Source organism: Streptomyces sp. NEAU-YJ-81, from assembly GCF_017592595.1.
In the GTDB taxonomy this organism is placed as follows: domain Bacteria; phylum Actinomycetota; class Actinomycetes; order Streptomycetales; family Streptomycetaceae; genus Streptomyces; species Streptomyces hygroscopicus_B.
On record NZ_JAGFNO010000022.1, the window covers coordinates 104,704 to 129,423 of the forward strand.

Here is a 24,720-nt window from a genome sequence, read left to right on the forward strand (position 1 = left end):
GGGTTGCCGGGGGGCGGGGGCTTGCCCCCGGTTCGGGAAGGGGCGGGGTGGGGGAACTACCCCCGGGCGGGGCGGGTGAGGGAGGCCACATTGGTCTTGCCTCCCACCTGCGCTGATGGCCATGGCACACTAGGGGCGTACCAGTGACGTCAGCGCACTCCGGGGTCGGTGAAAATCCGAACCGGCGGTTACAGTCCGCGACCCGTCCGCCGCCAGCGGCCGGTTGACCAGGTGAAATTCCTGGACCGACGGTGAAAGTCCGGATGGGAGGCAGTGCGCGGCGGTAGCGACATCACCGGTGCGCCGCCTCGGCGGTCCGTCCTTGCGTAGGTAGGGCGGGCCTTTTGCCGAACCTGGCGTGCCGGCGGCGGCGTTCCCGTTTCTTTGTCATCTCGACAGCCCCGGAGTCCGTGCCCGAAGAGGCAGGAGGACCCGGTGGCCACCGCAGCCGAAGCCCAAGCGATGCGCCATGCCGTCGCGCTCGCCGCCCGCGGCCTTGGCCACACCAGCCCCAACCCCGTCGTCGGGTGCGTCATCCTCGACGCCGGCGGCCGCGTCGTCGGCGAGGGCTGGCACCAGCGGGCCGGTGGTCCGCATGCCGAGGTCCACGCGCTGCGCGCGGCGGGGGAGCGGGCCCGTGGCGGCACCGCCCTCGTCACCCTCGAACCGTGTGACCACACCGGCCGCACCGGCCCCTGCTCCCAGGCTCTGATCGCCGCCGGGATCGCCCGCGTCCATTACGCCGTCGGCGACCCCACCGCACAGGCCCGGGGCGGCGCGGCGACCCTCGCCGCCGCCGGGGTGGAGGTCGATGCCGGGCTGCTGGCCGAGGAGGCCGAGGCGGTCAACGAGCCCTGGTTGACCGCGATGCGCCGCGGCCGCCCCTTCGTACTGTGGAAGTTCGCCGCGACCCTGGACGGCCGCAGCGCCGCCGCCGACGGCACCAGCCGGTGGATCACCTCCCCCGAGTCCCGCGCCGATGTGCACCGGTTGCGCGCGGAGGCCGACGCCGTCGTCGTCGGCTCCGGCACCCTGCGCGCCGACGACCCCCACCTGGCCGTACGGGACCGGGAGGGCGTCACCCAGCCGCTGCGGGTTGTCGTGGACACGGCCGCGACCATCAAGCCCGGCGCCCGGGTGCTGGACGACGCCGCGCCCACGCTGCTCGCCGTCGCCGAGGGCGCCAGTACCGCACATCTGCCCCGGCGGCCGGGCGTGGAGACCGTAAGGCTGCCGCGCGCGGACGGCGGCCTCGCGATCCCCGCCCTCCTGGCCGAGCTGCAGGGCCGCGGGGTGCGCTCCGTCCTGCTGGAGGGCGGGCCCACCCTCGCCGGCGCGTTCCTCGGCGCGGGCGCCGTCGACAAGGTCGTCGGCTATCTCGCTCCCGTCCTGCTCGGCGCGGGCCCCGCCGCCCTCGCCGACGCCGGAATCACCACCATCGCGCAGGCGTTGCGCCTCGAGACGGCCGACGTCACCCGGCTCGGCCCCGATCTGCGCGTCACCGCCGTTCCCGTCGCCCCCGCCCCCCTCGCCGAGGAGAACTGAAGTGTTCACCGGAATTGTCGAAGAACTGGGTGAGATCGTCGCCATCGAGCACTTGGGCGACGCGTCCCGCTTCCAGGTGCGCGGCCCCGTCGTCACCGAGGGGGCGAAGCACGGCGACTCCATCGCCGTCAACGGCGTCTGTCTCACCGTCGTCGACCTCATCGAGGACGCGGAGGGCACCCGGTTCAGCGCCGACGTCATGGCCGAGACCCTGGACCGCTCCAGCCTCGGCGCGCTCGACATCGGCTCCCGGGTCAACCTGGAGCGCCCCATGGCGCTGGGCGGACGGCTCGGCGGCCACATCGTGCAGGGCCATGTGGACGGCACCGGCGCCATCGTGGACCGCAAGCTCTCCGAGCACTGGGAGATCGTGAAGATCTCGCTGCCCGCCGAGCTGAGCCGCTATGTCGTCGAGAAGGGCTCCATCACGGTCGACGGCATCAGCCTGACCGTCGTCGACGCGGGCCCTGACTACTTCACCGTCAGCCTCATCCCGACGACCCTCGCGCTCACCACGCTCGGCGTCAAACAGGCCGGGGACCCGGTCAACCTCGAGGTGGACGTGCTCGCCAAGTACGTCGAACGGCTGCTGGGACGGGACAACGGCCCGCAGAACAACGGCCCGCAGGGCACCGGCTTGCTGGACAACGGCATGCGGAACAACGGAACGCAGGACAAGGAGGCCACAGCATGAGCGAGGCATACGCGGTCACCGAACCGCATCCGAGTGGCCCGGCCGCTCCCCTGCGAGCCGCGCACTGGCCCGACGAACTGGCCCTGGACCCCATCGAGCGGGCCATCGCCGACATCGCCGCGGGCCGCCCCGTCGTCGTCGTGGACGACGAGGACCGGGAGAACGAGGGCGACCTCGTCGCCGCCGCCGAGATGATCACCCCGGAGATCGTCGCGTTCATGATGAACGAGTGCCGGGGACTCATCTGCGCGCCCATGGAGAGCGCCGACCTCGACCGGCTCCGGCTTCCCCAGATGGTCGAAGAGAACACCGAGTCCATGCGGACCGCCTTCACCGTCTCGGTCGACGCCACCGCCGAACACGGCGTCAGCACCGGGATCTCCGCCGCCGACCGGGCCACCACCCTGCGGCTGCTGGCCGACCCGGGCACCGTCCCCGGCGACCTCGTGCGCCCCGGCCATATCTTCCCGCTGCGCGCCCGCCCCGGCGGTGTGCTCGCCCGCGACGGCCACACCGAGGCCGGGGTCGACCTGGCCCGGCTCGCCGGACTGCGCCCGGCGGCCGTGATCTGCGAGATCGCGGGGGAGGACGGCGTGATGCTGCGCCTGCCCGACCTGGTCGCGTTCGCCCGCAAGCACGACCTGGCCATCGTCTCCATCGCCGATCTGATCGCGTACCGCAAGCCCGCCGAGCCGCTTGTGCGGCGCGAGGCCGAGACCCGGCTGCCCACCGCCTTCGGCGACTTCCGGGCGTTCGGCTACCGCGCGTCCGACGGCGTGGAGCACATCGCGCTGGTCCAGGGCGAGATCGGGGACGGTGAGGACGTGCTGGTCCGCGTCCACTCCGAATGCCTCACCGGCGATGTCTTCCACTCGCTGCGCTGCGACTGCGGCCCCCAGTTGCACGCCGCGCTGGAGCGGGTCACCGCCGAGGGCCGTGGCATCGTCCTGTATCTGCGCGGCCACGAGGGGCGCGGCATCGGACTGCTGTCCAAGCTGCGCGCGTACGAGCTGCAGGAGCTGGGCCGGGACACCCTGGACGCCAATCTGGAGCTCGGCCTGCCCGCCGACGCGCGGGACTACGCCGCGGGCGCGGAGATCCTCGCCGACCTCGGCGTGCGCTCGCTGCGGCTGATGACCAACAACCCGGACAAGACCACGGGGCTGGTCCGGCACGGGCTGCGGGTCACCGGCCGGGAACCGATGCCCGTCCAGGCCGGGGAGCACAATCTCCGCTACCTGCGGACGAAGCGGGACCGGATGGGGCACGACCTGCCCTGGCTGGACGGCGACCGCGCCGAGCCCGTTTCCGCCTGCGGCAACCAGTGACCACCTCAAGTACCCCCATACACCAGCACACCAGCACATCAGCACAAGCACCGAGGAGAGACGTGAGCGGTAAGGGTGCCCCCGAACTGTCCGTGAAGAACTGCGGGGACCTGCGCGTCGCCGTCATCGCCGCACAGTGGCACGAGAAGGTGATGGACGGGCTGCTCGACGGCGCCCTGCGCGCCCTCGGAGAGCTGGGCATCGACGAGCCCACCGTGCTGCGGGTGCCGGGCAGCTTCGAGCTGCCGGTGGTCGCGAAGGTGCTCGCGGACCGCGGCTATGACGCGATCGTGGCCCTGGGCGTCGTCATCCGCGGCGGCACCCCGCATTTCGACTATGTGTGCCAGGGCGTCACCCAGGGGCTGACCCAGGTCAGCGTGGACACCGGCGTTCCCATCGGCTTCGGCGTGCTGACCTGCGACACCGAGGAGCAGGCCCTGGACCGGGCCGGGATCGCGGGCTCCAGCGAGGACAAGGGCCATGAGGCGGTCACCGCGGCCGTCGCCACCGCCACCACCCTGCGCTCGGTCGCCGAACCCTGGCGCTGAGGGGTGTCGCACGGCCCAAGTAGGATGACGGACACCATGCCCAAGAAGACGTTCGAGGAGCTCTTCACCGAGCTCCAGCAGAAGGCCGCCACGGCCGACCCCGCCACCTCCCGCACCGCCGAACTGGTCCACTCCGGTGTGCACGCCATCGGTAAGAAGGTCGTGGAGGAGGCCGCCGAGGTGTGGATGGCCGCCGAGTACGAAAGCGACGAGGCGACCGCCGAGGAGATCTCCCAGCTCCTGTACCACCTTCAGGTGATGATGGTCGCCAAGGGGCTGACCCTCGACGACGTCTACGCCCACCTCTGACACCCCCCGCCCACACCCTCACCCTCGCAACCGAAGGAAAGAGCACTCATGCTGCGCATCGCCGTCCCCAACAAGGGTTCACTGTCCGAGCCTGCGTCGGCGATGCTCCATGAGGCGGGCTACCGGCAGCGCAAGGACCGCCGGGAGCTGGTCCTCGTCGACGCGGAGAACGAGGTGGAGTTCTTCTTCCTCCGCCCCCGCGACATCGCCGTGTACGTGGGCTCCGGCCGGCTCGACATCGGCATCACCGGCCGCGATCTGCTGCTGGACTCCGGCTCCCAGGCCGAGGAGATCATGCAGCTCGGCTTCGCCGGGTCCACCTTCCGCTACGCCACCCGTCCCGGCACGGCGAAGAACGTCAGCGAGTTCGGCGGGATGACCGTGGCCACCTCCTTCGCCGGACTGGTCACCAAGCACCTCGCCGACAACGGGGTGGACGCCGCCGTGGTCCACCTCGACGGCGCCGTCGAGACCGCCATCCAGCTCGGTGTCGCCGAGATCATCGCGGATGTGGTCGAGACCGGCACCACCCTGCGCAACGCCGGGCTGGAGATCATCGGCGAGCCCATCCTGGAGTCCGAGGCGGTCGTCATCCGGCGCACCGGCGACCCCAGCGACGACCCCAAGGTCCAGCAGTTCCTCCGCCGCATGCAGGGCGTCCTGGTCGCCCGGCGCTACGTGATGATGGACTACGACATCCGGGTGGAGCAGGTGGAGCGCGCCGTCGCGCTCACCCCGGGCCTGGAATCGCCCACCGTCTCCCCGCTGCACCACGAGGGCTGGGTGGCGGTCCGCTCGATGGTCCCCGCCAAGGACGCCCAGCGGATCATGGACGAGCTCTACGACCTGGGGGCCCGGGCCATCCTCACCACGGGCATCCACGCCTGCCGCCTCTGACGGCTCGCCCCCGCCCCGCCTTCCCTCCCGTTCCTCCTCATCCGAGAGGCCGACCCACGTGTCCGCCGCCGCGCCCCCGCCCGCCCTGCCCGTCACCTTCCGGCCGACCAGGACCCGGGCCGTCCTGATGACCGTCGGCGTCGCCGTCCTGGTCGTCCTCACGGTCGTCGCCCTGCTGCTGGAGCGGCTGGGGCCGGGGGAGAGGGCCAGCTTCATCCTCACCGGACTGCTGTTCTTCGGGGTGCTGACGTTGCTCAGCCGACCCAAGGTGGTGGCCGAGGAGGACGGCGTGACCGTCGTCAACCTCACCACCAAGCGGCGGCTGGAGTGGGCGGAGGTGCTCCGGGTCAATCTGCGCCCCGGCGACCCGTGGGTCTACCTGGACCTCGCCGACGGCACCAGCCTGCCCGCGATGGGCATCCAGCCGGGCATCGCCAAGGCGCGGGCCATCAGCGACGCGCGGGCCCTGCGCGCCCTCGCCGAGCAACACGGCACGGGACGTGCCGTGGACTGATCCGCCCGGCCGGGCCGCCCGGCCCCAGCAGTGCTGAGCTGCCCCTTTACGTCCGTTTTCGCCCCTGCCGGGCGGGTCCCACCGAACCGGCCGGGAAACTGATCGGCACTCCAACGGCGTGAGGGGCCTGCCCGTCACGCCCCATCCTTGATTACCCTGTTGCCGGGGCCGAACGGTGCCCCACCCCGCCTCTCCTGTGCGCACGCACCGCGTGCGCCCCGGCGGGCTCCCCTGCGACCCGAGGAGTGACTCCCTCCGCAGATGGACGGATCGTCCTGTAGTACCTGCGCCGCCGCCGACCACAAGGCGGCGGCATGAGCACCACCCTGTCCCTCCTGCTGCTCTCCGCGGCACTTGTCCTGATCCTCGCCAACGGCTTCTTCGTGGCCGCCGAGTTCGGCCTGGTCACCGTCGAGCGGCCGGACGCCGAGCGGGCCGCCGACGAGGGCGACAAGCGCGCCCGTACCGTCGTCGAGGCGCTGCGCGAGCTGTCCTTCCAGCTCTCCGGCACCCAGCTCGGCATCACCATCACCTCGCTGATCGTCGGCATGCTCGCCGAGCCCGCGCTCGGCCATCTGCTGACCGGGCCGCTGGAGGCGGTCGGACTGCCGCACGGCGCCGTCCCCGGTGTCGCCGTCGTCCTCGGCATGCTGCTGGCCTCCGCGGTCCAGATGGTCATCGGTGAGCTGGTGCCCAAGAACTGGGCGGTCTCCCGGCCGCTGCAGGTCGCGCGCTTCGTCGCGGGCCCGCAGTACGCCTTCGCCCGCTTCTTCCGGCCCGTGATCGCCCTGCTCAACACCGTGGCCAACCGGCTGGTGCGGGCGCTGGGCGTCGAGCCCACCGAGGAGCTGGCCTCCGCCCGCACCCCCGGTGAGCTGGTCTCACTCGCCCGCCATTCGGCGCGGGCCGGCGCGATCGAGCAGGACACGGCGGATCTGTTCGTCCGCACCCTCTCCCTGGGCGAGCTGACCACCCAGCATGTGATGACCCCGCGGGTGCGGGTCAGCGCGCTGCACTCCTCGGCGACCGCCGTGGATGTGCTCAACCTCACCCGGGCCACCGGGCTGTCCCGCTTCCCCGTCTACCGCCACCGGCTGGACGAGGTCATCGGGATGGTGCACCTCAAGGACGCCCTCGCGGTGCCCGCGGGGGACCGGCTGCGCACCTCCGTCAGCCGGATCGCCCAGCCGCCGCTGCTGGTCCCCGAGACGCTGCCGGTCCAGCCGCTGCTGGAGCGGCTGCGCAGCGAACAGCCGATAGCCGTGGTCGTCGACGAATACGGCGGCACGGCCGGTGTGGTCACCCTGGAGGACATCGTCGAGGAGCTGGTCGGCGAGGTGCGCGACGAGCACGACGACGAGGCCTCGGAGACCCCGGACCTGGTGCAGGCCCTCACCGAGGACGGCCGCACCGCCTGGGACGCCGACGGCGGCTGCCGCGTCGACACCCTGCGCCGGATCGGCCTCGACGCGCCCGACGGGCCGTACGAGACCATGGCCGGGCTGGTCGCCGATCTGCTGGCGCGGATCCCCGTCCCCGGCGACACCGCCGAGCTGCCCGGCTGGAAGCTGGCCGTCCGGCAGGTCGGCCACCACCGGGCGGAGCTGGTGCGCATCGTCCGTACGAAGCCGGGTACGCCGCCGAAGGTGACTGCCGGCGCCGCGGCCGGGGAGGGGACCGGACGATGAGTGTGGTACAGCTTCTCTTCGCCGCCCTGCTGGTCCTCGCCAACGGCTTCTTCGTGGGCGCCGAGTTCGCCCTGGTCTCGGTGCGCCGCAGCCAGATCGAACCGCGCGCGGCCGAGGGCTCCGGGCGCGCCCGTACGGTGCTGACGGGCCTGGAGAACCTGCCGCAGATGATGGCGGCCGCGCAGTTCGGCATCACCATCTGCTCGCTGACGCTCGGCGCGGTCGCCGAGCCGACCGTCGCCCAGCTCCTGGAGCCGGTCTTCCACACCGTCCATCTGCCCGAGCAGTTGGTGCACCCCCTCGGCTACGCCATCGCGCTCGCCGTGGTCGTCTGCCTCCATCTGCTCATCGGCGAGATGGTGCCGAAGAACCTGGCCATGGCGGCGCCGGCCAAGACCGCGCTGTGGCTCGGCCCCGGGCTGGTCGGCTTCGCGCGGCTGTGCCGGCCGGTCACCGCGCTGCTGGGGGCGTGCGCCCGGCTGGTGCTGAGGCTGTTCCGGGTGGAGCCCAAGGACGAGGTCGAGGCCGTCTTCACCAGTGAGCAGCTGACCCATCTGGTCGAGGACTCCCGGCAGGCCGGGCTGATCGACCCCGGTGAGCACGAGCGGCTCGCGGACGCCCTGGAGCTGGGCAGCCGCCCGATCACCGACGTCCTCCTGGACCCGGCGGGCCTGGTCACCGTCGATCCCTCGGTCACCCCCCGGGAGATCGAGGAGCTGACCGTGCGCACCGGCTACTCGCGCTTTCCGGTGCGCGGCCCCGGCGGCGCCTTCATGGGCTATCTGCATGTGAAGGACGTCCTGGAGCTGGAGTTCCCGGAGCGGGCGGTGCCGCAGCGGGTCTGGCATCCGATCGAGACGCTCCGGCCGGAGCTGCCGCTGGACGACGCCCTGACCGCGATGCGCCGGGCCGCCTCCCATCTGGCGGCCGTCGCCGACGCGTCCGGCACGGTGCTGGGGCTGGTCGCCCTGGAGGACGTCCTGGAGAAGCTGGTCGGCGAGGTCCATGACCCCGCCCACCGCGGTGGGACCCGGGACCGGGTGGCCGAGCCCAGGGGCGAGGCTCCGGCCGCACTCTCCAAGGAGGAGCGGGCGATGGTCGGCTGACCGCGGCCGCGCTGCGGTTGCGCCTGCGGCGGGCCTTCCCCTACCCCGATGAAAACAGCCCCTCCAGGGGGCACCTCCCAGCGGTAGCTGGGGGAGCTTGAGGAGCGGGGTCCGGGGCGGAGCCCCGGTTCGGGAAGGGGCGGGCAGGGGAAGGCCCGCCGCAGGCGCTTGCTACCCCATGGGCGGGTCCTGAGGGTCGCGGTACATGGGACCGCGACCCGACAGGACCTCCCCGTACGCCTGCATCAGATCCGGCAGCCGCAGCGTCGCCAGGTCGTCGCGGGTCGGCGTGCCGCTCCAGCCGGAGAGCCGCAGATCCCGGTAGGCGCAGCTCTTCTCGTACAGCGTGCGAAGGAACCGGCCGTTCCCCAGCTCGTCGATCCAGCTCTGGTCCACCACATGGCCGCTGATGCTGCGCAGCTCCTCCACGGCCTCCTCGTCCCACACATCCCCGTTCTCCGCCGCCAGCACCTCACCGATGCGGGTGAGCTCCAGCGGGCGGTAGCTGGGGAAGTCGACGCGAGTGGTGAAGCGGGAGCCGAGGCCGGGGTTGGCGGCCAGCAGCCGGTCCATGCCCTCGGGGTAGCCGGCGAGGATCACCACGAGCCGGTCGCGGTTGTCCTCGGCGCGCTTGAGCAGCACCTGAAGCGCCTCGTCGCCGTACGCGTCGCCCTTGCTGTAGCCCGAGTTGGACAGGGAGTACGCCTCGTCGACGAAGAGCACCCCGCCGAGCGCCGAGTCGATCAGCTCATTGGCCTTCACCGCCGTCTGGCCGAGGTACTCGCCGACCAGATCGGCGCGCCCGGCCTCCACCAGATGGTCGCCGCCGAGCAGCCCGAGGGCGTAGAAGACCCGGCCGAGGATGCGGGCCACGGTGGTCTTGCCGGTGCCGGAGGGGCCGGAGAAGACGAAGTGCCGCTTGGGCGGCTGGACCGGCAGCCCCTGGCCGGCGCGCAGCCGCGCCATGTGGAGCTGCGCCGACAGCGCCCGTACCTGCCGCTTGACCGGCTCCAGGCCGACCATGCGCTCCAGCTCCTGCAGCGCGCTCTCCAGCAGCACCGGATCCGAGGGGCCGGGCTGGGAGGGCAGACCGGCTCGGGCGCGGGTGCCGCCCGCGCCGACCACGGCGGGGCCCATCAGCGGCGGGCCCTCGGGCCCCTCGGCCGCGGCCCGCGGATCGCGGCCGTCGGCGGGCAGCGTATCGGCGGGGTCGGCGGTGGTGTCCCGGCCGTCCGTGGCGTCCTGGCCACCGGCCCCGGCGAGCGAGACGGCGGCCAGATCCGCGGGCTCGTCCAGCCCGTCGGACTCGGCTATCGCCGCGAGCCGCGCCGAGGTGTCCATGAAGGTGGAGTCGATGCGGTGCACCGCGCGGTAGAGGGGGAGCGCGGCGGCGCTGCGCCCGGTGCCCTCATGTGCGCGGGCGAGCCAGTAGCGCAGCTCCTTGCGCTGGGGCTGTTCGCTGCGACAGCGCATTAAGGCGGCGGCGAGCAGCGGCTCGGCCTGGCTGTACATCTCCAGCCGGACCCGCGCCATCCCGGCGAACAGACCCGCCTCGATACCGAGGAACGGATCGTCCAGCAGCGGCTCGGTGTGGCGCACGAGCTGCTCCCAGTCCTTGACCAGATAGGCGCGGCAGGCGTGCAGAAAGCGGGCCTGCGGATCGGCCTCCACCGGAGGGCAGCCGGCCAGCGCCCGGTCCAGCTCGGGCACATGGCGGCCGTCGAGCCAGTGCGAGGCGTGGGCGAGCAGCAGGTCCCGGCTGGTCTCCAGCACCGGCTGGACCCACCAGCCCAGCCAATACCAGGAGTTGAGGGTGCGGCGGTGGCGGGCGCGCTGCTCGCCGAAGCGGTCGCGGTGCCGGTACATCCGCAGCAGCGCGGCCGCGGTGTCGGCCCGCAGCGCGTGCAGTCCGAGCCAGGCGTCGGCCATTCCGGGGTCGAGCCGCGTCGCGGCCCGGAACTCCTCCTCGGCCTGTGCGTACGCCCCCATCGTGTAGGCGTCGACGGCTCGCAGCCAGGCGAGGTCGGCTGGGGCGTGCGAACCTTGCGTGCCGAAATCCATCACGTCCCCCACAACCCCAGCCCCCGTGGATGCCGCAGGGGCGAATGCCCCTTTCGCATCGTACCTGCGCAGCCCGCATGGGCCGAGGGTGCCGCACTGTTGTTCGTTGCAATCACACAAGGCCGGGTAGGTGTGCGCGGGGGCGTGTAAGGGGCGCACAGGGCCCGGAACGGATCGTCACCCAGAGTGAGGGAGTGGCGGCGCAAAGCAGCGGAAAACCGGCACCAGACAGGACGAAGCCCCCGATCACGGGGGAACAACCGGGGGCTTCGCGTTGTGGGACGACTCGTACGAGTCGCACATTGAGAACGTAAGACCTGTATGGGCCCCAGGTCAAGCCGAGTTGGGGTATGCGTCATGCGCCGGGTGCGGGCGTCGGGCCCGGTCGGGAGCGCCGGTTCACGCTGTGTGAGGCCAGGGCGCGTCTCCGCCGCTCGCCGCGGGTCCCGGTAGCACCTCATACCCCTCCTTTCGCTGCAGAACCAACGTTCCGGCGTACGGGCGGGACGGGTCGGCGACGAAGTGCGCACGCTCGGCGGGCAGCCATCCGTCCCAGAATGCGGACAGCTCCGGGCCGTCCCGCAACTGTCCGCGCCGCCAGGAGTCCCGCTCCGGCAGATCCATCCACAACAGCCGCGCCAGCCGCGGGCGCACCGCCCGGCGGCCGCTGCCCACGCCCTCCAGCAGCACGACCGGCGCGGGATCCAGCCGCCGCCGGGTGGTGGCGAAGCGGCGCTCCACCCAGTCGTACGGGGCGTAGCGCGCGGCCGTGCCCCGGGCCAGCGGGGCGAGGACCTCGCTCCGCAGCCGCCCGGCCCAGCCGAAGAGCTCCTCATGGGTGGCGAAGTCGTCCGTGTGCAGCACGGGGGCACCGCCGAGCGCCTCGGCGAGCCGCCCGGCGAAGGTGGTCTTCCCGGAGCCGGCGTGACCGTCGACCGCGACCAGCCGGACCGGCCCGCAGGACGGCGGCAGCGCACGCAGGCGCCGCGCCAGCGCGTCCAGGCTGCCAACCGGTGGGTATGTTCGCATCGGGGACCACCATACGGCCCTTACGGCTCGTTCACTCCATTGGTTCACACCAATATTGATGGAGCGGGTACCGGGGGAATCACTGGCCTGAGACCACTTGCAGCGGCCATAGTTGTGCGACTGTCGCGCACCCGCCGCCCACTGGACTGGACGACGACTGGGGGAACCCCGCATGACCAGATCTGGATCCACGCCTCGCCGCTCCGTGCTCGCCGCCGCCCTCGGCGTCGCGGGCGCCGCCGCCGTCACCACGACAGCCGCGACCACCGGGACGGCCCGCCCGGCCGCCGCCGCGACACCGAGCTCGCAGGTCCCCGAGGCCGCCGCGGCCCCGGCGGGCCCGAAGGCCGCCCGGGTCGCTGAGTACCACGGCTGGAGCGGCCACGCCGACTGGCTGGCCGGTGCCGCCAAGGGCGTGCGCGCCGAGGCCGGGGCCCGCCCCGGCCTCGTGATCTCCCGCCCGCTGGGCAGCGTGGACTACACCGATCCGCACACCGGCACCAAGGCCGCCTGGGAGTACGCCACCTGGACCTCCCCGGTGCGCACGCTCTCCGTGCCCGCGACCGAGGCCATCGTCTCCTGGAACGCCCGCACCCCCGCCGGCACCTGGGTCCAGATCGAGCTCAAGGGCACCTACTCCGACGGCTCCGCGACCCCCTGGTACGTGATGGGCCGCTGGGCCTCCGACGACGGCGCCTCCTCCATCCGGCGCACCTCGGTGGACGACCAGAGCGACGACAAGAGCTCGGTGTGGACCGACACCTTCTCCATCGACGACCCGGCGAGCGGGCTGCGGCTGGCGAAGTACCAGGTGCGGCTGACCCTCTACCGCAAGCCCGGCAGCAAGCTCACCCCCACGGTGTGGCGGGTCGGCGCGATGGGCTCGGACGTCCCCGACCGGTTCGAGGTGCCCGCCTCCACGCCGAGCCTGGCCAAGGGGCGCGAACTGGGCGTACCGCGCTACTCGCAGGAGATCCACAAGGGCCAGTACCCGGAGTACGACAACGGCGGCGAGGCATGGTGCAGCCCCACCTCCTCGCAGATGATCATCGAGTACTGGGGCCGTAAGCCCTCCGCCGCGGACCTGTCCTGGGTCAACCCCGACTACGCCGATCCGCAGGTCTGCCACGCCGCCCGGGCCACCTTCGACTATCAGTACGACGGCTGCGGCAACTGGCCGTTCAACGCCGCCTACGCCGCCACCTACCACGATCTGCAGGGCGTGGTCACCCGGCTCGGCTCGCTCGCCGACGCCGAGAAGCTGATCGGCGCCGGCATTCCGGTGATCACCTCGCAGTCCTTCCTCAAGACGGAGCTGGACGGCGCGGGATACGGCACCTCGGGCCATCTGATGACCGTCATCGGCTTCACGGCGGACGGCGACGTCATCGCCAACGACCCGGCCTCGCCCAGCAACGACGCGGTCCGCCACGTCTACAAGCGCCGCCAGTGGGAGAACATCTGGCTGCGGACCAAGCGCTACGACGCGAACGGCAAGGTGGTCTCGGGCACCGGAGGCGTCTGCTACCTCTACTTCCCGGCCAAGCCCACCTCCGCCCAGCGCCGGGTGCTGGGCGAGTTCGGCATCCGCTGAGCGGGTGCTCGCCGAAGGGGACGCGTGCCGCCCGCCGCCGGGCGGCACGCGATCCGCTCACCGCGACGGGGCGGCCTTCTTCTTCAGCGGTTCCCACCAGGTGCGGTTGTCCTCGTACCACCGCACCGTCGCGGCCAGACCGTCCGGGAAGGAGATCCGCGGCTCGTAGCCCAGCTCCTTGCGGATCTTGCTGATGTCCAGGGAGTAGCGCAGGTCGTGGCCCTTGCGGTCCTCGACGTGCTCGACCATGTCCCAGCCCTGCCCGGTGGCCTCGAGGAGCATGCTGGTGAGCTCTTTGTTGGACACCTCGGTGCCGCCGCCTATGTGGTAGACCTCGCCCGCCTGGCCCTGGTCCAGCGCCAGGGCGATGCCGCGGCAGTGGTCGGACACATGCAACCAGTCGCGGACGTGGGAGCCGTCCCCGTACAGCGGGACCTTCCTGCCGTCCATCAAGTGGGTGACGAACAGCGGGATCATCTTCTCCGGGAAGTGGTACCAGCCGTAGTTGTTGGAGCAGCGGGTGACCACCACGTCCAGGCCGTGGGTGCGGTGGTAGGACAGGGTCAGCAGATCCGAACCGGCCTTGGAGGCGGAGTAGGGCGAGTTGGGGGCCGGCGGACAGTCCTCGGTCCATGATCCATCGGTGATGGAGCCGTACACCTCGTCCGTGGACACGTGCAGGAACCGGCTCACCCGGTGCGTGCGCGCCGCGTCCAGGAGGACGTGGGTGCCCAGCACATTGGTGGCGACGAACGGAGCCGAGCGCAGGATGGCGCGATCCACATGGGTCTCGGCGGCGAAGTGCACCACCACGTCGTGACCGGCCATGGCCCGGTCGACGGCCTCGGCGTCGCAGATGTCGCCCTGGACGAAGGAGTAGCCGGGGTGGCCGGCCACGGGGGCGAGATTGGCGAGGTTGCCCGAGTAGGTGAGCTTGTCGAACACGGTCACCGAGGCACCCTCGGAGACCGCCAGCTCGCCCGCGAGCAGGGCCCGCACGAACTGGGAACCGATGAAGCCGGCGCCACCGGTGACGAATATCCTCATGAGCGAAGCGTGTCGATGCGCTTCCAGACGCGGACGGCCAGTTCATAGGCGGTCAGTTCGTCGCAGAGGGCCGCGGTCCGGCGCAGCAACGCCTGCGCCTCCTCGGTACGGCCCAAGTCGGCCAGTGCCTCGGCCTGGATGAGGTTGGCGCGGACCAGATCGGGGCCGGTCAGCGGCGCGGAGCCCGCGCTGAGCCGGGGGTAGACCTCGACGACCTGGGCGGCGGCGCCCACGGCCAGTTCATAGCGGGCGCGCAGCGCGACGATCCGGGTGGTCTCGTCGGGGGCGTTGACCATGGGGCCGACCTGCTCGGCGGCCTGCAGCCACGGCAGCGCCGCGCCGGGGTCGCCGTCGTCCAGCAGGACGTTGCCGGCCGACCGCATGAACCGCAGCCAGTCGCGCACCGGAGTGTCGGGCGTGGTGAGCTGGGCGCGGGCCAGGTCTAGATGGTGGCGCGCGGCGGTGGCCATGCCGAGCTGGGAGTACGCGATGCTGGAGACCCAGTGGGCCCGGCCGCGCACGGGCGGCCGGTGGCCCTCGGCGAGCGAGAGCATCTCCTTGAGCAGCAGCTCGACCTGGCCGAGGTCGTTGAGCTCGCAGAGCACCGAGATCAGGATGCCGAGCAGCCGGACATGCTCGAACGCGCCGGTGAGCTTGGCCGGGCCGATCTCGCCCAGCGCCGTATAGGCCGACTTGCGCGCGTCCGTCAGCCGCCCGGTGTCGCGCTGCGCGGTGGCCAGCTCGGTGAACAGGACGACGCGCAGATGCGGATCGGTCTTGGCCCATTCCTGATCGGCGAGGCGCTCCAGCAGCGCCAGCCGGTCGGGCTGCCGCCCGGCCGACCGCAGCTCCTCCTGCAGCGCCAGACCGAGGTCGAACTGGAGGGCGGTCGTGCCGTGCTCGACCGCGGTGGTGTAGGCGGCCGCGAGCAGCTCGGCCGCGCGGGCGTGGTCGCCCAGCTCGGCGGCGCCGCGTGCGGCGGAGCGCGCGATGACCAGGTCGAGGCCGCCGGGCTCGGCGGAGGCGGCGGAAGACCCGCCGCGGCCGGTCAGCTCCTCCAGTGGCATCTGGAGCACCTCGGAGAGGTGGAGCACGAGGTCGAGTGTGGGGGAGCGCTGACCGGACTCCAGGAGGGAGATATAGCTGGCGGTCACGATGTCGCCAGCGAGTCGGCGTTGGGAGAAGCCCAACTCCTCGCGTCGCCGCCGGACACGCTGACCGAACTCTGGCTGCTGACTGTGTTCGGCTCTCATGGCTGTGACTATTGTAGCCGGGAACTCGCCCCCTGACCATCCTTTGACCTGCAGGTGATGGAGGCAGTTCGGCGTATTGACGATAGTCACCAACTAAAGTTAGCGTTTGGGCGTCCGCTGCCGGAAGGACGCGCCGTGATCGACACACTCCTCGGAAACGACCTGGTCATCAATGAGGACTCGTGCAACCTCAGCTGCACGTACTGCCTCACCGGCCAGAGCAACCTCAAGCAGTCGCACAACGCACAGCTCATATTCGGGCCGCCGACCCGGGACCGCTACGCCGAGGGCAGCCTCCTCGGGCGCCGCCTCCCGCTCATCGCCGGGCGCATCGACGACACGTTCCGCGCGCCGATGCTCAAGGTCACCGGCGGGGAGATCTTCCTGGTCGCCGGGATCATGGACTATCTGCGCGAGCAGGCCGCCCAGCACGAGGTGCTGATCGTCCAGACCAATGGGGTGCTGGTCCGCGAGGAGCACCTCGAGGAACTGCGCGGCTGGAAGAACGTCGTGCTTCAGGTGTCGCTGGACAGCCACCTGTTCTCCGGCAACTCACACCGGGTGCAGACCGAGTCGCTGCACGGCAAGGTGCTGCGCCGGATCGAGACGATCCTCGACAGCGGCCTGCCGGTGGAGATCTACGGCGTGCTGAACGACCGCAGCGCCCCCGAGGTGCCGGCGTTCGCCCGCTGGCTCGCGGACCGGGAGCGCCCGCCGACCTTCTTCCCGTTCCCGGTGCGGGGCCCCGACTCCGAGCGGTTCGCGATGCGGCCGGACCAGATCGTCCACATCGAGGAGCTGGTCGACCGCTACGACGAGCTGGCGGCGGTGCTGCCGCCCCGCCCCTACTTCGACCGGCTGCTGTCGTTCCTGCGGGAGGGCGAGCGGACCTTCCGCTGCCATCTGCCGCGCCTGGTCATCTCGACCTTCAGCGACGGCATGGTGACCCCGTGCCCGAACATCTGGTTCTCCAATATGGGCAACCTGCTGGAGGACGACCACGCCGAGTCGTTGCGGCGGGTCGGCGAGACCGGCCTGTACACCGCGCTGCTGGCCGAACGGCCCCGTCTCAACGCGTGCAAGGGCTGCTTCACGCCCTGGGACACGCTGTCGATGTACTTCGAGGACGAGATCACCCTCGACGAGCTGTGCCAGGCCCCCACCTACGCCCCGCCGGTGATCCGGGAGTTGATCGCCGAGCGCAAGCGCCTCTACAAGGAGGGGCGCGACGGGGTGAGCTGCGGTGGCTGACCTGGCGATCACCGCGGGCGGCCTCGACGGGCTCGACGGCGTCGAGCCCGCGACGACCGTCGCGCTCGCCGGAGCGAACGGTGGCCCGTGGCTCGCGGCCTACCGGACGCTGATCGACGCCGGGGCCGTGGTGCTGCTTCTCGACCGCGACGCGCCGCCCGCCGAGCACCGCAGACTCCTGGACGCGGCCGGCGGCGGACGCCTCGTGGTCGTGGACGGCGACCGCGTCACGGTCACCGGCGCCCCCGCGCCTTCGGGCCACCCGCCGGGCACCGTACTGCTGCCCAGCTCGGGAACGACCGGCGCGCCCAAGCTGGTCCCGCGCTCGACGGAATCCCTGCGCGCGGAGGGGCGCCGGCACGCGCGGTACGCGGGCCTGGGCGCCGATGACACGCTGCTGGTGCCGCTGCACCTGTGGCACGCCTACGCGCTCGGCTGGGCCCACGCCGCGTTCGAGGCCGAGTGCACGATCGCCGCGGTCCCGCCCAATGCGCTCGGCCGGTGCGCGGAGCACATCGCCGCCGGGGCGACCGTGCTCGCGCTCGTCCCGACCGTCGCGCGCCTGCTCGCGCAGCGCACCGGCCGAGCGGTGCCGGACAACGCGCTGCGCCTGGCCATGGTCGGCGCGGGGCCGGTCGACGCGGCGCTGGAGAAGCGATTCACCGCCGCGTTCGGGATCGGCCTGGCGCGCAACTACGGCTCCACCGAGACCGGGGCGCTGTTCAGCGGCGCGCCCGGCAGCCCGCCCGGCAGCGTCGGGTTCCCGCTGGACGGCGTGGAATTCCGCGTCGTCGCCCCGGACGGCGCCGATATGCGGCCCGGTGCGCAGGGCGAGTTGCTGGTGCGGGTGGACGGCGGGGCGTGGCATCCCATGGGCGACCTGGCCTCCTACGACCCCGCCGCCGGGCTCCGGCTGTTGGGCCGCCGCACGCGTGCCATCCGGCGCGGGGACCGGTGGATCGCGCCGGAGGAGATCGAGGCCGCGCTGTGCCGCCACCCCGACATCGCCGACGCCCGCGTCTACCCCGTCCGGCACGGCACCTCGGTCGCGCTTCAGGCCGAGGTGGTGCATGTGCGCGGCCCGGGCGCGGACGTCTCCGGCCTCGGCGAGCACGCGAAGGCGCTGCTCGGCCCGCAGAAGGTCCCCGACCGTGTCCGGTGCGTCGGCGAGGTGCCGCGCGGCCGGGTCGGCAAACCCCTTCCGCCGCGTGCGCTCGCCCTGGCGGGCCGGGCCGCCTTGGTCGCCGCCGCCACCTCCTACAAGCGCAGTGAGCTGCTCTTCACACTGGTGGACCTCGGCATCGTCGAGGCGCTCGGCGAAGGAGCGAGCACCGCGCCGGAACTGGCGGCGCGGCTGGGGCTGGACGAGGCGGCCTCCGCCGAGTTGCTGCGCGCCGCCGAGGATGCCGGGCTGCTGTGCCCCGAGGATCCCGTCCCCACCGCAGGCGATGGGACCGATGGCGCGGATACGGGGTTGGTCGCGCTGGAGGCGGAGCTGTCGCGGTCGTGGGTGACCCGTGAGGCCCTGGCGGAGGTCGTCCGGTCCGGGGCCGTGCGGCGCCCGTTCGACCGCGAGGGGCCCTCCGAGCGGCTGCGCGAGGTCTACGAGACGGCCCTGCACGGCGAGGCCGCGCACCGCCGCGCCCGCAGCGGCCTGGCGCTGGCCCGCTTCGCCGTAGGCCAAAGACTCCTGGAGGTCTCCGCCGGGCCCGGTGTCTACCGCCGGGTCGCCGGTGAGGGCACCTACGCCGGGCGCGGACCGCTCCCCGACGGGGTCTTCGACCTGGTGGTGCTCGCCAACGCGATCCACGGTCCGGCGGCCGACCTGCGTGCCGTCGCCGAGCGGCTGGCCCCCGGCGGGCGGCTGCTGGTGGACGACGTGTTCCTGGACGCGCCCGAGGGCGTCCCTCCGGAGACGCGGCTGGACTGGCTCACCCACGGCGGTACCGCCTGGCCCACCGAGGCGGCGGCGACCGCCGGCCTGGCCGCCGCCGGGCTGACCGTCCAGCGGACCCTGCACCTCGGCCGCCCCGCCTGCACGCTGCTGCTCGCCGCCCGGGAGCGGCCGTGACCGATTCGCCCGTGGCGCTGGTGACCGGCGCGAGCGGCCTGCTCGGTGCCGCGATCTGCCACGCCCTCGCCGACGCGGGCATGACCGTCCTGCCCTTATGCCACCAGGGCATGGACCGGGCGGCCGAGCTCGCCGCGAAGATCGGCGCGCTCGAACCCGTCCGGGCCGACCTGACCGACCCGGCCGCCGCGATGGGCCGGATCAGGGAGCGCGGGGTCGTGCCCGGCGTCCTGGTGTGCGCCCACGGCAGGACGCTGCGGCGCTCCGTCCTGACCCCCGGCGACGACGACGGCCTGTGGGACCTCAACGTCCACTCGGTGACCCGGCTGGCCGGGCTCGTCGGCAAGGGCATGCTGCGGCAGCGGGGCGGCCGGATCGTGCTGGTCGGATCCCGCGCCGGAAGCGTCGGGATGCCCGGCCAGGCCGAGTACGCGGCCACCAAGGCCGCGCTGTCGGCGTGGGCGGCGTCGGCCGCCTGGGACTTCGGCCGCTTCGGCGTCACCGTCAACGTCGTGGCGCCCGGCGCCGTCCAGCCCGGCCCCGGCTCCTCGCTCTACACGGAGGAGGAGAACCGCGCCGTCACCGAGCGCATCGCGCTGCGCCGCCTCGCCACGCCGGAGGAGGTCGCCGACGCGGTGGCCTTCCTGGCCGGGCCGCGCTCCGGCTACATCACCGGGCAGACGCTGCTGGTGGACGGAGCCGCGCGATGGTGACGTCCGGACGCACTCCTGCGACGAAAGGACTCTGACGTGACCCTCGACCCGACAGCCGCGCCCCCGGCCCCCGTCCGCCGGATCGACCCCGACGACCTGCCGCCGTGGCCCCAGCACGACCACACGGAGCGCGCGGCCCTGGACCGTGTCCTGGCGCAGGGACAGTGGTGGCGGGCGGCGGGCACCGAGAACGAGGACTTCGAGCGCGAGTTCGCCGCGTACAACGGCGCGCCGCGCGCGCTCGCGGTGACCAACGGCACCGCCGCGCTCGAACTGGCGCTCCGGCTGCATGGCATCGGGCCCGGCGACGAGGTCGTGGTGCCCGCGTTCACCTTCATCAGCACCTCGCTGGCGGTGCAGAACGTGGGCGCGATCCCCGTACCGGCGGACGTGGACCCCGAAACCTACTGCCTGACGCCCGAAGCCGTCCGTGCCGCGCTGACCCCGGCGACCCGCGCGGTCATCCCCGTCCATATGGCCGGCCACCTCGCCGATATGCACGGGCTGGGGGACCTCGCCGCCGAACAGGGCCTGGCGCTCATCCAGGACGCCGCACACGCCCAGGGCGGGGTGTGGGACGGGACACTGGTCGGCGCGTTCCCCACGGTCGCCTGCTACAGCTTCCAGAACGGCAAGCTGATGACCGCCGGGGAGGGCGGGGCGCTGACCCTGCCCGACGAGAAGACGTACGAGCAGGCGTACCTGATGCACACCTGCGGGCGGCCCCGCGGCGACACCACCTACCAGCACATGACGGGCGGCTCCAACTACCGCGTCAGCGAGTTCACGGCGGCGATCCTGCGCGCCCAACTCGCCCGCCTGGCCGGGCAGACGCGGATCCGGGAGCAGCGTGCCGCCCTGCTCGACGCGCTGCTGGCGGACGTGGCCGGGCTGCGCCTTCAGGCTCGCGACCCGCGGATGGACGTCAACCCGCACTACATGTACCTGGTGGCCCTCGACCCGTCGGCGGGCCGGGCGGCGCGCGACGCGCTGGTGGACGAGCTGAAGGCGGCGGGCGTCCCGGCGTGCGTCAACTTCCCGCCCGTCTACCGCACCGCGTCCTTCCAGGCGGGCCCGGTGCCCACGACGCTCGTACCGGAGCTGGCCGAGCGGTGCGCGGTGGCGGAGGACCTGGGCGCGCACGGCCTGTGGATCCACCACCGGGTGCTGCTGGCCGAACCACAGGTGGTGGAGCGCGTGGCCACCGTGGTCGCCGCCCTGGCCGCGCGGGCCACCGACGCCGTGGTGACGCGGTGACCGCTGCGCTGAGGGTGGGCCTGCTCGGATACGGCTGGGTCAACCGGACGGTCTGGCTGCCGCGGATCCGCCGCCATCCGCGCCTGGAACTGGCGGCCGTCCACGACCCGGAGGCCGCCGGTGCTCCGGCGGCCACGTCCTGGGCCGGTTTCCTGGACGCCCGTCCCGACGTGGTCGTGATCGGCACCCCCAACCACACCCACGCCGCGCTGGCCTCCGCCGTGCTGGAGCGCGGAATACCCGTGGTGGTGGAGAAGCCGCTGTGCCTGAGCCGCGCGGAGTTCGACACGCTGGCCGAGCGGGCGCGCGGAGTCGGGCTGCTGGTCAGCCGGGCCGCCGTGCGCCGTGAGGACGTGCGGCGCCTGGCCGGCGCTCTGCCGCCCGGGCCGCTGACCGTACGGGCGAGCTGGCTGCGCGCGGGCGGGGTGCCGCGCCCCGGCTCGTGGTTCACCGGCCGCGCCACGGCGGGCGGTGGAGCCCTGCTCGACCTCGGCTGGCATCTGGCCGACGTGGCGCTCGGGCTGCTGGGCCGGCCCCGGCTCGTCACGGTGGCGGCCGAACTGCGCACGCCGGCGGGCGAGCACGCCGTGCACACCCCCGGGCGGGCCACTTGGCGTGGCGACGGAGCCGGTACGGGTCCGGTGGACGTCGAGGTGGACGGCACGGTCCGCGCCGAGTTCGAGGGCGGGGCCCGGCTGGTGCTGCGGGCGGCCTGGGAGAGCGAGGTCGCCACCGACCGCACCCGGTTCGTCGTCGAGGGCGGCGGCGAGCACCGGGTGCTGACCGGGACGTTCGGGTTCAGCCCGAACCGGGTGGCCGAGCCGGCGCTGACCGCGTGGGGCCCCGACTCCTACCGCCGCGTCACCTTGCCGGACCCGGTCGGACGGGAGTACGACGCTCAGGTGGAGGCCATCGCCGACTTCGCCTCCGGGACCCTGGACTGGGAGGCGGAGCTGACCGAGTCCGCCGCCGTGGTGGACCTGCTGGAGGCCGCCTACCGGGCGGCGGGCCGTCCGCTGGCCCTGCGGGAGGGCACAGCCGTATGAACGGGCCGAGCGGAAGGAACGGACCGGGGGTCAGGAGCGGACCGGATGCCAGGAGCGGACCGGGCATCAGGAACCGACCGGGCGTCGAGAACGGACCGGGCGTCGAGAACCGACCGGGCATCAGCAACGGGCCAAGCGTCAGCAATGGGCTGAGCGTCGTCATCCCGACAAAGGACAAGCCGGAGTCGCTGCGCGCCACCCTGGCGTGTCTGCTGGCCGATGGACCGCCCTCGGCGGAGATCGTCCTCGTCAACGACGGCGACGGCCCTGTGGCCGCCCCGGCAAACGCGCCGGTCCGCGTCGTCGAGGGGCCGCGCCAAGGCCGCGCCGCCGCCCGGAACACCGGTGCGCGAGCGGCCGGTGGCTCCCGCCTGCTGTTCGTGGACGACGACATCCTCACCGGCCCCGGCTTCCTGTCCGCGCACGCCGCCCACGGCACCGGGCCCGGCTTCGTCCACGGTCCGCTGATGGAATTCCCCGCCGCCCGCCGCTGGCTGGCGGCCCATGGCCCCGACCCGGTCGCGGCGGCGGCCGTGCTGAACGGAGGCGAGCGGCTGGTCCGTAACAACCTGGAGGCCGCCGTGCTGGCCGTGGCCGCCGGGACGGTCCCGGCCCGGCTGGGCTGGCTGGCCTGCGTGGGCGCCAACCTGTCGCTGTCGCGGACGGCGTTCGACCAGGCGGGCGGGTTCGACGAGGGCTTCGGCACCCGCTGGGGCTGTGAGGACCTGGAACTGGGGGTGCGGCTGCTGGCGGCGGGGCACCGGCCCACGGTGGACCGGGCCGCGCCCGGCGTCCACCTCACCCACGCCCGCCCCGACCGCTGGGAGCAGCACGAAGTCACCCACCAGCGGTTCGCCTCGCTCCACGACACCGCCGAGGTCCGCGCCCTGCCGCTGCTGCTGACGGGGAGTCCGGCCGCCTACTTCACCGCCGCGGAGTCCTGAGCGGCCAGGCGGTGCTCCCGCCACACCGCCGGGGTGCGGGCGTGCCCGGCCAGCGCCCGGCCGAACCGCAGCGGTCCGCCGAACATCTCCGTCACCTGGGACCGGTAGGCGAGAGCACCGCGCAGCCAGGCGGAGAAGTCGGCCCGGTGCTCGGTGACCTCCATGCCGGGCCCGCCCGCCGGGGGCGGCCGATAGGGGAACTCGGCGTAGTACGCGACCTGGACGGCGGTCCCGGCCGTCGCGCGCTCGGCGGCGACACGCGCGATGACATGGTCCACGTGGGTGCGTCTCGCGAGGGGAAGCAGCAGCAGGTCTGCCTCGCGCAGATACGGGGCCAGCGCGGCCGCGACCGCCTCGGCCGTCCCCGCGTCGTCGGGGTGCACGGCGCGGCGGCGCGACAGCGGCCCCGGATAACGGTTCTCGCGATGCACGGCGTCGGGGAAGCCGAGGCCGACCGCCCTGACCGGCCAAGCGGCCAGCGCGGCGGCGTCCTCGGCGCGGCGGACGGCGGCCGTGGGACCGCTGTCGAAGACGGTGACCACGGTGAGAGCGCCGGGGTCTGCCGCCCACGCGCCGAACATCCCGCCGCAGGACCACACGGCGTCATCCGGATGCGGGCTCACCACGACGCGGCGCATCAGCCCTCGATCTTGGCCAGCAGCGCCAGCGCCGCGACCCGGTACCCGTCGGCGCCCAGGCCCGCGATGACGCCCGAGGCCAGCGGCGAGAGCACCGAGTGGTGCCGGAACTCCTCGCGGGCCCACACATTCGACAGGTGGACCTCGATCCACGGGGCGGGGAAGCTCTCCAGCGCGTCGCGCAGACTCCACCCGGCCATCATCAGCGCACCCGGGTTGACGATGGCGCCCGCGCAGTCGCCGGCGGCGTGCACGGCGCGCACCAGCGCCCCCTCACATTCGTCCTGCACGGCCCGCACGGTGTGGCCGGGGACGGCCTTACGGACCATCTCCACGATCCCGGCGAGCGTCGTGGTGCCGTAGATCTCCGGGCGACGCCGGCCGAGTTGAGCCAGATTCGGGCCGTTGAGCAGCAGCAGCTCAGTCATCGTGGGCTCCTGGGGACGTCTCCCGTACGGGGGAGGGCAGGCCGAACACGGCGAGCAGGTCGAGGGCGGTCCCCGCGTAGTGGTCGGGGCCTTCGGCGCGCAGCGTCTCCGGGGCGGTCTGCCCCCAGCCCGCCGCGACCACATTGGCGCCCGCGGCCCGGCCGGAGCGCACGTCCAGCACGCTGTCGCCGACGAAGAACGCCCGCGCCGCGTCAGGGGCGTCGGGCAGTGCGGCGAGCGCGGTCAGCACGATCTCCGGATCGGGCTTGGGCCGCGTCACCTGGTCGCTGCCGATCACGACGTCCAGGCGGTGGGCGATCCCGGCCGCGGTGAGCGCCTGCATGGCGCGTTCGTACGTCTTACCGGTCGCGACGGCGGTCGGCACCCCGGCCGAGGCGAGCGTGGCCAGCACCACGGGGATGCCCGGGTGCGCGGTGACCAGCTCGATATGGCGGGTGCTCTCGGCCGCGTAGACCGCCGCCAATTCGGTGGGCAGGCGCAGGGCATCGAGGATCCGGGGCAGCGGCGCGCCCATATGGGCCAGGAACGTGGTGAACGGCGGATCGCCCGGCCGTCCGGCGGCCCTCCAGGTGGCGGCGAAGGCGCGGCGCATGTTCTCGGTGGTGTCGAGCAGGACGCCGTCCAGGTCGAAGACGACAGCGGAGGTAGCGCTCATGACCTCGATGATTGCGAGCATGATGACCAAAGTCAATGAGGATGTTTGACTTTAGTTGTCAGGCTGCATACCGTGGCTCCACA

General features: G+C 72.9%; 23 protein-coding genes and 1 riboswitch. Of the genes, 16 read left to right on the forward strand and 7 right to left on the reverse strand.

The window, feature by feature from the left end; all coding sequences use genetic code 11:
• Positions 1-150 precede the first annotated feature (150 nt).
• Positions 151-281, forward strand: a riboswitch (FMN riboswitch).
• 154 nt (positions 282-435) lie between these two features.
• The 9 genes from ribD to J5X86_RS34580 all read left to right on the forward strand — a co-directional run bounded on the left by ribD (position 436) and on the right by J5X86_RS34580 (position 8,629).
• The gene (ribD, locus tag J5X86_RS34540) at positions 436-1,545 is read left to right on the forward strand and encodes a bifunctional diaminohydroxyphosphoribosylaminopyrimidine deaminase/5-amino-6-(5-phosphoribosylamino)uracil reductase RibD (protein WP_208520631.1); all 1,110 of its coding nucleotides are present in this window, start codon (positions 436-438) and stop codon (positions 1,543-1,545) included.
• Between the two features lies 1 nt (position 1,546).
• On the forward strand, positions 1,547-2,239 hold the full coding sequence (locus J5X86_RS34545; RefSeq protein ID WP_208520632.1) for a riboflavin synthase: 693 nt from the start codon (positions 1,547-1,549) through the stop codon (positions 2,237-2,239).
• The gene (locus J5X86_RS34550) at positions 2,236-3,567 is read left to right on the forward strand and encodes a bifunctional 3,4-dihydroxy-2-butanone-4-phosphate synthase/GTP cyclohydrolase II (protein WP_243982179.1); all 1,332 of its coding nucleotides are present in this window, start codon (positions 2,236-2,238) and stop codon (positions 3,565-3,567) included. Before J5X86_RS34545 ends, J5X86_RS34550 begins: the two co-directional genes overlap by 4 nt.
• 62 nt (positions 3,568-3,629) lie before the next feature.
• Entirely contained in the window at positions 3,630-4,115 is a 486-nt protein-coding gene (gene ribH, locus J5X86_RS34555; protein ID WP_078639815.1) for a 6,7-dimethyl-8-ribityllumazine synthase, read from the forward strand.
• Between the two features lie 24 nt (positions 4,116-4,139).
• On the forward strand, positions 4,140-4,424 hold the full coding sequence (locus tag J5X86_RS34560) for a phosphoribosyl-ATP diphosphatase (RefSeq protein WP_043235886.1): 285 nt from the start codon (positions 4,140-4,142) through the stop codon (positions 4,422-4,424).
• Positions 4,425-4,472: 48 nt separating this feature from the next.
• Positions 4,473-5,321, forward strand: coding sequence for an ATP phosphoribosyltransferase (hisG, locus tag J5X86_RS34565; protein WP_208520633.1), 849 nt, complete (start codon positions 4,473-4,475; stop codon positions 5,319-5,321).
• Between the two features lie 58 nt (positions 5,322-5,379).
• Entirely contained in the window at positions 5,380-5,835 is a 456-nt protein-coding gene (locus J5X86_RS34570; protein WP_208520634.1) for a PH domain-containing protein, read from the forward strand.
• A gap of 314 nt (positions 5,836-6,149) precedes the next feature.
• Positions 6,150-7,523 carry a hemolysin family protein gene (locus J5X86_RS34575; RefSeq protein WP_208520635.1) on the forward strand — a complete coding sequence of 458 codons (1,374 nt, stop codon included), beginning with the start codon at positions 6,150-6,152 and terminating at the stop codon, positions 7,521-7,523.
• The gene (locus J5X86_RS34580; RefSeq protein ID WP_208520636.1) at positions 7,520-8,629 is read left to right on the forward strand and encodes a hemolysin family protein; all 1,110 of its coding nucleotides are present in this window, start codon (positions 7,520-7,522) and stop codon (positions 8,627-8,629) included. The genes J5X86_RS34575 and J5X86_RS34580 overlap by 4 nt, the downstream gene beginning before the upstream one ends.
• A gap of 171 nt (positions 8,630-8,800) precedes the next feature.
• Here J5X86_RS34580 and J5X86_RS34585 read toward each other — a convergent pair whose 3' ends face one another.
• Together J5X86_RS34585 and J5X86_RS34590 are read right to left on the reverse strand one after the other, a co-directional pair.
• Positions 8,801-10,690, reverse strand: a complete 1,890-nt coding sequence (locus J5X86_RS34585) for an AAA family ATPase (RefSeq protein WP_208520637.1) — start codon at positions 10,688-10,690, stop codon at positions 8,801-8,803.
• A gap of 399 nt (positions 10,691-11,089) precedes the next feature.
• Entirely contained in the window at positions 11,090-11,719 is a 630-nt protein-coding gene (locus tag J5X86_RS34590; RefSeq protein ID WP_208520638.1) for a uridine kinase, read from the reverse strand.
• A gap of 172 nt (positions 11,720-11,891) precedes the next feature.
• Between J5X86_RS34590 and J5X86_RS34595 the strand changes: the two genes are divergently transcribed.
• Positions 11,892-13,313: a peptidase C39 family protein gene (locus tag J5X86_RS34595; RefSeq protein WP_208520639.1), complete on the forward strand. Its 1,422-nt coding sequence runs from the start codon at positions 11,892-11,894 to the stop codon at positions 13,311-13,313.
• A 57-nt stretch (positions 13,314-13,370) separates the two neighbouring features.
• On the opposite strand, the gene rfbB is transcribed toward J5X86_RS34595, so the two are convergent.
• On the reverse strand, positions 13,371-14,360 hold the full coding sequence (gene rfbB, locus J5X86_RS34600) for a dTDP-glucose 4,6-dehydratase (protein ID WP_208520640.1): 990 nt from the start codon (positions 14,358-14,360) through the stop codon (positions 13,371-13,373).
• Positions 14,357-15,613, reverse strand: coding sequence for a helix-turn-helix domain-containing protein (locus tag J5X86_RS34605; RefSeq protein WP_208520641.1), 1,257 nt, complete (start codon positions 15,611-15,613; stop codon positions 14,357-14,359). Before J5X86_RS34605 ends, rfbB begins: the two co-directional genes overlap by 4 nt.
• 135 nt (positions 15,614-15,748) lie before the next feature.
• Here J5X86_RS34605 and J5X86_RS34610 point away from each other — a divergent pair, with 135 nt between their 5' ends.
• Genes J5X86_RS34610 through J5X86_RS34635 form a run of 6 tightly spaced genes read left to right on the forward strand, consistent with a single transcriptional unit; the run spans position 15,749 to position 22,895 of the window.
• Entirely contained in the window at positions 15,749-16,864 is a 1,116-nt protein-coding gene (locus J5X86_RS34610) for a radical SAM protein (protein ID WP_208520642.1), read from the forward strand.
• Positions 16,857-18,935, forward strand: a complete 2,079-nt coding sequence (locus J5X86_RS34615) for an AMP-binding protein (protein WP_208520643.1) — start codon at positions 16,857-16,859, stop codon at positions 18,933-18,935. The genes J5X86_RS34610 and J5X86_RS34615 overlap by 8 nt, the downstream gene beginning before the upstream one ends.
• Complete coding sequence (locus J5X86_RS34620; RefSeq protein ID WP_208520644.1) at positions 18,932-19,648, forward strand: SDR family NAD(P)-dependent oxidoreductase; 717 nt, start codon at positions 18,932-18,934, stop codon at positions 19,646-19,648. Before J5X86_RS34615 ends, J5X86_RS34620 begins: the two co-directional genes overlap by 4 nt.
• Positions 19,649-19,684: 36 nt before the next feature.
• Positions 19,685-20,905, forward strand: a complete 1,221-nt coding sequence (locus J5X86_RS34625; protein ID WP_308124808.1) for a DegT/DnrJ/EryC1/StrS family aminotransferase — start codon at positions 19,685-19,687, stop codon at positions 20,903-20,905.
• Positions 20,902-21,951: a Gfo/Idh/MocA family protein gene (locus J5X86_RS34630; protein ID WP_208520645.1), complete on the forward strand. Its 1,050-nt coding sequence runs from the start codon at positions 20,902-20,904 to the stop codon at positions 21,949-21,951. Before J5X86_RS34625 ends, J5X86_RS34630 begins: the two co-directional genes overlap by 4 nt.
• Positions 21,948-22,895, forward strand: a complete 948-nt coding sequence (locus J5X86_RS34635) for a glycosyltransferase family 2 protein (RefSeq protein ID WP_208520646.1) — start codon at positions 21,948-21,950, stop codon at positions 22,893-22,895. Before J5X86_RS34630 ends, J5X86_RS34635 begins: the two co-directional genes overlap by 4 nt.
• On the opposite strand, the gene J5X86_RS34640 is transcribed toward J5X86_RS34635, so the two are convergent.
• Genes J5X86_RS34640 through J5X86_RS34650 form a run of 3 tightly spaced genes read right to left on the reverse strand, consistent with a single transcriptional unit; the run spans position 22,871 to position 24,637 of the window.
• The gene (locus J5X86_RS34640; RefSeq protein WP_208520647.1) at positions 22,871-23,533 is read right to left on the reverse strand and encodes a PIG-L family deacetylase; all 663 of its coding nucleotides are present in this window, start codon (positions 23,531-23,533) and stop codon (positions 22,871-22,873) included. The two genes, J5X86_RS34635 and J5X86_RS34640, sit on opposite strands and share 25 nt — an antisense overlap.
• Positions 23,533-23,961, reverse strand: coding sequence for a type II 3-dehydroquinate dehydratase (locus tag J5X86_RS34645; RefSeq protein WP_208520648.1), 429 nt, complete (start codon positions 23,959-23,961; stop codon positions 23,533-23,535). The genes J5X86_RS34640 and J5X86_RS34645 overlap by 1 nt, the downstream gene beginning before the upstream one ends.
• Positions 23,954-24,637: an HAD family hydrolase gene (locus J5X86_RS34650; protein ID WP_208520649.1), complete on the reverse strand. Its 684-nt coding sequence runs from the start codon at positions 24,635-24,637 to the stop codon at positions 23,954-23,956. Before J5X86_RS34650 ends, J5X86_RS34645 begins: the two co-directional genes overlap by 8 nt.
• Between the last annotated feature and the right edge of the window lie 83 nt (positions 24,638-24,720).

Coding starts and splice junctions, on each gene's coding strand:
- hisG (WP_208520633.1), top strand. CDS start 4,473: ATGCTGCGCATCGCCGTCCCCAACAAGGGTTCACTGTCCGAGCCTGCG.
- J5X86_RS34560 (WP_043235886.1), top strand. CDS start 4,140: ATGACGGACACCATGCCCAAGAAGACGTTCGAGGAGCTCTTCACCGAG.
- J5X86_RS34640 (WP_208520647.1), bottom strand. CDS start 23,533: ATGCGCCGCGTCGTGGTGAGCCCGCATCCGGATGACGCCGTGTGGTCC.
- J5X86_RS34575 (WP_208520635.1), top strand. CDS start 6,150: ATGAGCACCACCCTGTCCCTCCTGCTGCTCTCCGCGGCACTTGTCCTG.
- J5X86_RS34650 (WP_208520649.1), bottom strand. CDS start 24,637: ATGAGCGCTACCTCCGCTGTCGTCTTCGACCTGGACGGCGTCCTGCTC.
- J5X86_RS34590 (WP_208520638.1), bottom strand. CDS start 11,719: ATGCGAACATACCCACCGGTTGGCAGCCTGGACGCGCTGGCGCGGCGC.
- J5X86_RS34645 (WP_208520648.1), bottom strand. CDS start 23,961: ATGACTGAGCTGCTGCTGCTCAACGGCCCGAATCTGGCTCAACTCGGC.
- J5X86_RS34580 (WP_208520636.1), top strand. CDS start 7,520: ATGAGTGTGGTACAGCTTCTCTTCGCCGCCCTGCTGGTCCTCGCCAAC.
- J5X86_RS34550 (WP_243982179.1), top strand. CDS start 2,236: ATGAGCGAGGCATACGCGGTCACCGAACCGCATCCGAGTGGCCCGGCC.
- J5X86_RS34635 (WP_208520646.1), top strand. CDS start 21,948: ATGAACGGGCCGAGCGGAAGGAACGGACCGGGGGTCAGGAGCGGACCG.
- J5X86_RS34605 (WP_208520641.1), bottom strand. CDS start 15,613: ATGAGAGCCGAACACAGTCAGCAGCCAGAGTTCGGTCAGCGTGTCCGG.
- rfbB (WP_208520640.1), bottom strand. CDS start 14,360: ATGAGGATATTCGTCACCGGTGGCGCCGGCTTCATCGGTTCCCAGTTC.
- J5X86_RS34595 (WP_208520639.1), top strand. CDS start 11,892: ATGACCAGATCTGGATCCACGCCTCGCCGCTCCGTGCTCGCCGCCGCC.
- J5X86_RS34585 (WP_208520637.1), bottom strand. CDS start 10,690: ATGGATTTCGGCACGCAAGGTTCGCACGCCCCAGCCGACCTCGCCTGG.